General features: G+C 67.2%; 5 protein-coding genes. 3 read left to right on the top strand and 2 right to left on the bottom strand.

The window, feature by feature from the left end:
• Positions 1–152: 152 nt before the first annotated feature.
• Together G3N99_RS33580 and G3N99_RS33575 are read right to left on the bottom strand one after the other, a co-directional pair.
• Positions 153–1,565, bottom strand: coding sequence for an LLM class flavin-dependent oxidoreductase (locus G3N99_RS33580; RefSeq protein ID WP_206124519.1), 1,413 nt, complete (start codon positions 1,563–1,565; stop codon positions 153–155).
• A gap of 11 nt (positions 1,566–1,576) precedes the next feature.
• Positions 1,577–2,407 (bottom strand): MetQ/NlpA family ABC transporter substrate-binding protein, encoded by an 831-nt coding sequence (locus tag G3N99_RS33575; protein WP_206124518.1) that lies wholly within the window; start codon positions 2,405–2,407, stop codon positions 1,577–1,579.
• Between G3N99_RS33575 and G3N99_RS42150 the strand changes: the two genes are divergently transcribed.
• The 3 genes from G3N99_RS42150 to G3N99_RS33560 all read left to right on the top strand — a co-directional run.
• The gene (locus G3N99_RS42150; RefSeq protein WP_241011991.1) at positions 2,406–2,738 is read left to right on the top strand and encodes a hypothetical protein; all 333 of its coding nucleotides are present in this window, start codon (positions 2,406–2,408) and stop codon (positions 2,736–2,738) included. The genes G3N99_RS33575 and G3N99_RS42150 overlap by 2 nt on opposite strands.
• Positions 2,739–2,838: 100 nt before the next feature.
• Positions 2,839–4,203 (top strand): 2-hydroxycarboxylate transporter family protein, encoded by a 1,365-nt coding sequence (locus tag G3N99_RS33565; protein ID WP_174941046.1) that lies wholly within the window; start codon positions 2,839–2,841, stop codon positions 4,201–4,203.
• Between the two features lie 127 nt (positions 4,204–4,330).
• Positions 4,331–5,276 (top strand): cache domain-containing protein (locus G3N99_RS33560; protein ID WP_277396475.1); only part of this gene is annotated, 946 nt, incomplete at its 3' end.

The raw sequence follows: 5,276 nt of genomic DNA, 5'->3' as shown, positions 1-5,276 counted from the left end.
TCCAGCGACACGGCGGCGCCGCCGGCGCCGGCCGGTTCGGTCGACGTGGTCGCTGCGTCATGCGTCGTGGCAGCGGCGCCGGCGCGCGCGGCCGACGTATCGATGAAACCCAGCGTATCGAACAATTGCGTCATCGCTTCGCTCCGTCACGTTCAGGCATGCGCGGGATGCGCGGGCTCGGATACGGCAGCCGGCCGGTGCTGCGCGCCGGTATGCCATGCAGGCAGGCGCGAGCCCGCGCCGAACAGCTTCTCGCGCAGCGTCGGCGCAGGATCGTAGTCTTCCTTGTAGACGCCGCGGTTCTGCAGCTCGGGCACGACCCAGTCGACGAAATCCTCGAACGATTCGGGCATCACGGTGCGCGTCAGGTTGAAGCCGTCGATGCCGGTCTCGTCGATCCACGACTGCAGTTCGTCCGCGACCTGCGACGGCGAGCCGACGATCGGCGCATAGCGACCGCCGAGCGACATCTGTTCGAGCATGCGGCGCACGGTCCACGTGCCGGTCGTGCTCTTGCGCGAGATCGCGTCGACGGCCGACTGGATCGAATCGGTCTTCACGTACGAGATCGGCTCGTCGAGGCCGTACTTCGCGAAGTCGATGCCGGTCGAGCTCGCGAAATGCGCGAGGCCGGCTTCGGCACTCGCGTAGCGACGGTATTCGTCAAACTTCTCGCGTGCGAGCAGTTCGGTTTCCGCCGTCACGACGCTCACGCCCGCGAAGATCCGGATCGACGCCGGGTCGCGCCCCTGCCGTGCAGCGGCCGCGCGGATGTCGAGTGCCGCCGCGCGCGCGGCGGCCTTGCTTTGCCCGTTCACGAACACGCATTCCGCGTGACGGCCGGCGAACTCGACGCCGCGCGCGGACGAACCGGCCTGGTACAGCACCGGCGTGCGCTGCAGCGACGGCTCGCTCAGATGAATCGCGTCGAGCGAATAGAACGGCCCGTCGTGCTTCACGCGCCGCACCTTGCCCGGCTGCGCGAACACGCGCGCCTGTGCGTCGCGGATCACCGCGTCGTCGTCCCAGCTCTGTTCCCACAGCTTGTAGACGACGTCCATGTAGTCGTCCGCGCGCTCGTAGCGGTCGTCGTGGCCGATCTGCTGCGCGAGGCCCATCCCGCGCGCGGCGCTGTCGAGATAGCCGGTGACGATGTTCCAGCCCACGCGCCCTTTCGTCAGATGATCGAGCGTCGACATGCGGCGCGCGAACAGGTAAGGCGGTTCGTAGGTCAGGTTCGCGGTCACGCCGAAGCCGAGGTGCCGCGTGACCTGCGCCATCGCGGGCACCAGCAGCAGCGGATCGTTGACGGGCACCTGCACCGATTCACGCAGCGCGGCATCGGGGCCGCCGCCGAACACGTCGTACACGCCGACGATGTCCGCGAGGAAGATTCCGTCGAACTTGCCGCGCTCCAGCGTCTTCGCGAGGTCAGCCCAGTAATCGAGATCGGTGTAGTGCGCGGAGCGGTCGCGCGGATGCGTCCACAGACCGTGGTTGATGTGCCCGACGCAGTTCATGTTGAACGCGTTGAGCAGGATCTTCTTGCGGTTCGCCGTCGTCATGCCCGCCTCCGTCACCACGCGATCGCGTACAGCGAGCCGAACGCGTTATCGAGCGCCTTGCGCACGGCCGGCGACTGCTGGTAGATCGCGATGAACTTGCGGATGCGCGGATCGTTCACGCTGTCCGGCCGCACGACCCACTGGATCGCGAAGATCTTGTTCTCGGTGCCGTCGAACAGCAGCGCGCTGTTCGGGTCGGTCGTGCCGGCGAGCTTGATGAAGCTCGGGTAGCCCTGCGCGAGATCGACGTCGTCGAGCGAGCGCGCGAGCTGCGACGCTTCGAGCGGGATGATCTTCAGGTGCTTCGGGTTCGCGACGATGTCGTGCGTCGTTGCCCGGTAGTCGGCGCCCGGCTTCAGCGTGATGAGCTCCGCGCGCTGCAGCAGCAACAGCCCGCGCCCGCCGTTCACCGGATCGTTCGCGATCGCGACCTTCGCGCCGTCCTTCAGCTCGCTGAAGCTTTTCACCTTCTTCGAATAGAGGCCGATCTTCATGATCGTGCCGGGCGCGATCGACACGAAGTTGTAGCCGCCCTGCCTGTTCGCGTTCTCGAGGAACGGGATGTGCTGGAAGTAGTTGACGTCGATGTCCTTGTTCGCGAGCGCCGCGTTCGGCGTATTCCAGTCGGTGAATTCGACGATCTTCACGTCGAGCCCCTGCGCCTTCGCCTCCTTCGCGGCGACCTTCAGCGCCTCGATCTGCGGGCTGGTCGAGATGCCGACCTTCAGCGGCGCGGTGTCGGCGTGCGCGCCGTTGAGCAGCGCGACGCCAAACAGGGCGGCGGCCAGCAGGCGCGCGACGCGGCCGGCGGAAAAGCGGGCGGAAAAAACGGCATGCAGCATGAAACCACTCTCCTGTCCAAAGACGGTATCGACGGATGAGCGACGCCGCGGCGAACGCGCGGGCGTTCTCCGGACGGGGGGCATCGCATCGGAAAAGGATCAGCCGATGATAGAGAGCGGCGCAGGGGCGGTCTACGAAGCGATTGTGCGAAGAAAATCGCGCGCGGCGATATGGCGGGCGGCCACGCAGGATCGGGGCCTGACCGGGCGCCCGGCCGGCCGCCTGGCCGAAATCTCGGCCTGGGCGCCGGGCGAATTCCGAAATCTCGGCCAGCCGGTCGAGCCATCCTTTCAGCAGACGAAACAAACCCCTTATAAATCAATGCATTAAAAATATTCTGGCAGGCCGGATTTCTGGCACGGGGGTTGCGTAATAGACGGCACACGATGCCGCGAAGCGATGCAGGCATTCCAACATCAGGAGACACGTCTTGCAGACCTCAATCCAATCCCCGTCCCATCCGGAGCCGGTTTCCGACGCCGTCGCCACCCCGCGCGAGCGCTTCTGGCCGGAAGGCTGGTGGAAACTGATGGAAATCCGCATCGGCATCATTCCGCTGCCCGTCTACTTCATCCTGCTCGCGCTGATCGTCGGCTTCTCGGTAACCGGCAAGGTGCCCGGCGAGATCTCGATGGCGATCGCGGTGCTCGCGTTCTTCGGCTTCACCTGCGCGGAACTGGGCAAGCGCCTGCCGCTGTTGCGCAACATCGGCGCGGCCGCGATCTTCGCGACCTTCGTGCCGTCGGCGCTCACGTACTACCACGTGCTGCCGAAGCCGGTGCTGAACCTCACCGTCGAGTTCACGAAGTCGACCAACTTCCTGTACCTGTTCATCGCGTCGATCATCGTCGGCAGCATCCTGAGCATGGATCGGCGCGTGCTGATCCAGGGCTTCGTGAAGATCTTCATCCCGCTCGCGGCCGGTTCGGTCGCGGCCGCGATCGTCGGCACGGCGGTCGGCACCGCGCTCGGCCTCGGTGCGCGCCACACGCTGCTGTACATCGTCGTGCCGATCATGGCGGGCGGCGTCGGCGAAGGTGCGATTCCGCTGTCGATCGGCTATTCGGAACTGATGCACCTGCCGCAAGGCGAGATGTTCGCGATGGTGCTGCCGCCGGTGATGCTCGGCAGCCTGACCGCGATCATCCTGTCGGGTGCGCTCGACATGCTCGGCAAGCGCTACCCGCACCTGACCGGCAACGGCCGCCTGCAGGTCGGCGAATCGGGTGACATGACGCCCGAGAACGAGGAAATCCGCGGCCACGTCGACGTCTCGCACATCGCGGGCGCCGGCATCACGGCCATCACGCTGTACCTGGTCGGCCTGATGGCGCACAAGCTGTTCGGCCTGCCCGCGCCGGTCGCGATGCTGTTCCTCGCGGTGCTCGTGAAGCTTGCGCGCGCAGTGTCGCCGCCGCTGCAGGAAGGCGCGTTCGTCGTCTACAAGTTCTTCTCGACCGCCGTCACGTATCCGCTGCTGTTCGCGATCGGCGTCGCGATGACGCCGTGGGACAAGCTGACCGCCGCGTTCACGGTCGTCAACGTCGTCACGATCGTATCGACCGTCGCGACGCTGATGGGCACCGGTTTCGTGGTCGGCCGCCTGATGAAGATGTACCCTATCGACACCGCAATCGTGAACGCCTGCCACAGCGGGCAAGGCGGCACGGGCGACGTCGCGATCCTGACCGCCGCGAACCGGATGCAGCTGATGCCGTTCGCGCAGATCGCGACGCGGATCGGCGGCGCGATCGTCGTCACGGTCACGCTGATCCTGATCGCCCACTTCGGATGACGCGCCGCCGCGCGCACCGTCGCGCAGGCCGCTTCGCACGCGCCGCCGCCGGCTTTGCCGGCGCGCGGCGCGCGTCGTTCAGGGCGTCGTTTCGGGCGTCACGCCGGGCGGCCGGTTGCGGGCTTCGATGAGGGCGAACGTGCAAAAAGGCTTCAAGGGAATCCCGTGGTGGGGCTGGGCATCGGCCGGCGTGCTGTATGTGTGCGTCGCGGCCGCGGCCGTCGACTTCGCGTGGGAACGCGCGATCGACGCGCTCGAGGAAACCGGCGCGCACCGGCTCGACCTGTATGCATCGAGCCTGAAAAGCGAACTCGGCCGCTTCGAGATCCTGCCCGGCCTGGTCGCGCGGCAGGACGGCGTGCGCACGATGCTGAAAGCCGCGCCGCACGACGCACCCGAGCTCGTGCACACGGTCAACACCTATCTTGAAGCCGTGAACCGCGACGCGGGCAGCGGCGCGGTCGACGTGATCGACCTGCAGGGCGACGTGATCGCCGCCAGCAACTGGAACGAGACACTCAGCTTCGTCGGCACCAACGTGTCGTACCGGCCGTACTTCAAGGACGCGCTCGCGCGCGGCAGCGGCCGCTTCTTCGGCATCGGCACCAACACCGGCGTGCCGGGCGTCTACTTCGCCAGCGCGGTGCGCGACGACGGCGTGCCGATCGGCGTGGCCGCCGTGAAGATCAGCGTCGATCCGCTCGAATCGGCGTGGCGTGCGCCGGGCGTCGCCGCGATGGTCGTCGACAGCAACGGCGTGGTCGTGATCTCGACCGAACCCGCGTGGAAATTCACCGCGCTGCGCCCGATCACCGCGCAGCAGCAGCACGACATCCAGGCGTCGCGGCAATACGCGGGCCGCACGGTCGACGCGCTGCCGTACCGCCACATCGGCGACCGCAGCGCGGCCGCATGGTTCGGCACCTTTCCCGATACGCGCCACAGCGGCCGCACCACGCGCTATCTCGTGATGTCGCGCCCCGCGCCGCAGGCCGGCGATTCGCTGATGGTGCTGCTCGACATCGCGGGCGCGCGGCGCCAGCAGCAGACGGCCTTCGTGTTCGTCACCGGCA

Origin of the sequence: Burkholderia sp. Ac-20392, assembly GCF_017104585.1 — a bacterium.
In the GTDB taxonomy this organism is placed as follows: Bacteria; Pseudomonadota; Gammaproteobacteria; order Burkholderiales; family Burkholderiaceae; genus Burkholderia; species Burkholderia lata.
The sequence above is the reverse complement of the archived record's forward strand: the minus strand, read 5'-3'. Positions and strand labels throughout refer to the sequence as shown.